Here is a 2,961-nt window from a genome sequence, read left to right on the forward strand (position 1 = left end):
CTCACCACCGCCGACATCGACCTCGTCGAAGCCCACGGCACCGGCACCCGCCTCGGCGACCCCATCGAAGCCCAGGCCCTCATCGCCACCTACGGCCAGAACCGGCCCACCGACCAGCCCCTCCACCTCGGCTCCATCAAGTCCAACCTCGGCCACACCCAGGCCGCCGCCGGCGTCGCGGGCGTCATCAAGGTCGTCGAGGCCATGCGCCACGGCATCATGCCCCGCACCATCCACGCCGAACAGCGCTCCTCCCAGGTCGACTGGGAAGCCGGCGCCGTCGAACTGCTCACCGAGCCGCGCGCATGGCCCCTCGGCAACCGACCCCGCCGGGCCGGCGTCTCCTCCTTCGGCCTCAGCGGCACCAACGCCCACGTGATCGTCGAAGGCGTCGACGCGGTGGACAGCCCTGCCCTCGAGGACCGGGCCGAGGCCCCGGTCGTTCCGGTCGTGCTGTCGGCGAAGACCGCGCCCGCCCTGCGCGACCAGGCCTCCCGCCTGTACGACCGTCTGACCACGCAGCCCGACGTGCGGGTGCTGGACGTCGCGCACTCGCTGATCACCACCCGCACCGGATTCGAGCACCGCGCGGTCGTGATCGCCTCCACCACGGACGAACTCACCACCGCCCTGAGCGCGCTGATCGACGGAACGGCCGGGCCGGCCGTCACCTTCGGCAGGGCCGAGAACGGCGCTGTCACCGGGTTCCTGTTCACCGGCCAGGGCGCCCAGCGCCTCGGCATGGGGCAGGAGTTGTACGCCACCTACCCCGTGTTCGCCGCGCGCTTCGACCAGGTCTGCGCCGAACTCGACCGGTGGCTCGACCGACCCCTGCGCGAGGTGATCTGGGGCGAGGACGCCCAGCTCCTCGACCAGACCGCCCACACCCAGACCGCCCTGTTCGCCGTCGAGGTCGCGCTGTTCGCGCTCCTGCAGTCGTGGGGCGTGCGCCCGCAGTACCTCGCCGGGCACTCCATCGGCGAGCTGGCCGCCGCGCACGTCGCGGGCGTCTGGTCCCTGCCGGACGCGGCCCGACTCGTCGCCGCACGCGGCAAGCTGATGCAGGCCCTTCCGGGCGGCGGTGCGATGATCGCCGTCGAGGCCACCGAGGACGAAATCTCCTCGCACCTGACCGACGGCGTCGACATCGCCGCCCTCAACGGCCCCCGCTCCGTGGTCATTTCAGGCGAAGCGACCGCGGTCGAGGCACTCGCCGAGCGCTTCGCCACCCAGGGCCGCCGCACCTCGCGCCTGCGCGTCTCCCACGCCTTCCACTCCGTACTCATGGAGCCCATGCTCGCCGAGTACGCCACCGTGGCAGCCCAGTTGGCGTACAGCGAGCCCACCATCCCGCTCGTTTCGACGGTTACCGGCACCCTCACCACCGCCGAACTCACCGACCCGCAGTACTGGGTCGACCAGGTCCGCGCCGCCGTCCGCTTCACCGACGCCGTCCGCACCCTGACCGACCACGGCGTCACCACCCTGTTGGAGATCGGCCCCGACGCCGTCCTCACCGCCATGGCCCAGCAGACGACCGAAGACACCACCGCCATCCCCACCCAGCGCCGCGACCGCGACGAGACCCGAACCCTCCTCGCAGCTCTGGGCTCGCTCCACACCACCGGTGTGACCATCGACTGGGCCACCGCCTTCACCGGCCTCGACCCCCAGCACACCGACCTGCCCACCTACCCCTTCCAGCACGAACGCTTCTGGCTGTTGGAGCGCCCCTCCGACGACGCGGCGTCCATGGGCCTCGAACCCACGGACCACCCGCTGCTCACGGCGGCCCTGGCGGCGCCGGGCGATGACGGTTCGGTCGTCCTGACCGGTCGGCTCTCCCGGTCGGCCCACCCGTGGATCGCCGACCACCGCATCGGCAACGCCGTGCTCTTCCCCGGTACGGGCTTCGTCGAGCTGGCGCTGCGCGCCGCGCAGCAGGTCGACTGCGGCGTCCTCGCCGAGCTTGCTCTCCAGGCACCCCTCGTGCTCCCCGAGCACGGCGGTGTCGCCGTCCAGGTCGCCGTCACCGGCGCCGACGGCAACGGCGACCGCACGGTGACGATCCACTCCCGCACCGACGACGCCACCACCTGGACCCAGCACGCTGAGGGCCTGCTCGGCCGGTCGGCCGGGACCGTCGCCTCCGGCAGCCGTCTCACCGAGTGGCCTCCGGCCGGGGCCGAAGAGGTCGACGTCACCGACGCCTACACCGTCCTCAACGAGCTCGGCTACGGCTACGGCCCGGTCTTCCAGGGACTCAAGGCCGCCTGGCAGCGCGGCGACGAGACCTTCGCCGAGGTCGCGCTGCCGGAGTCCGCGCACGCGGACGCCGCCCGCTTCGGCCTCCACCCGGCGCTGTTCGACGCGACGATGCACGCCGGCCTGATCACCCGTGACGGGGAGACCGGTGACGAGGGCACGGTGCTCCCGTTCGCCTGGAACGAGGTCGCCGTCCACGCGATCGGTGCCGTGGCGCTGCGGGTCCGTCTGACCCGCTCCGCCACCGGCGACGTCGCCATCGCCCTTGCCGACCAGGCGGGCGAGCCCGTGGCCTCCGTCGCCGCGGTCGTCGGCCGCCCGGTGGCGGCGGGGCAGTTGGACGCGGTGAAGGCCGCTCCCCCGCTGCTCGCCGTGGAGTGGGCCCCGATCACCGTCGACACCACCGACACCACCACCCCGTCCACCATCACCTGGGACGACCTCCCCACCAACGGCGACGAACTGCCCTCCGTGATCGTCCTGCCGTGCGCCCCGCAGAGCGGTGACGTACCGTCCGGCATGCGGGCCGGCCTCGGCCGGGTCCTGAACGCCCTCCAGGCATGGCTGGCCGACGACCGCCTCACCCACTCCCGCCTGGTCATCGTCACCTCGGGCGCCGTCGCCCACCCCGAGATCACCGACCTCACCGGCGCCCCCATCTGGGGACTCGTCCGCGCCACCCAGGCCGAGAACCCC

1 protein-coding gene is annotated in these 2,961 nt (G+C 72.9%); it reads left to right on the forward strand.

The features are described 5' to 3' along the window. The coding region (locus AB0E96_RS40125) for a type I polyketide synthase (RefSeq protein WP_359831653.1) at window positions 1-2,961 on the forward strand (2,961 nt) is incomplete at both ends.

It is taken from the genome of Kitasatospora sp. NPDC036755, assembly GCF_040636595.1.
Taxonomy (GTDB): domain Bacteria; phylum Actinomycetota; class Actinomycetes; order Streptomycetales; family Streptomycetaceae; genus Kitasatospora.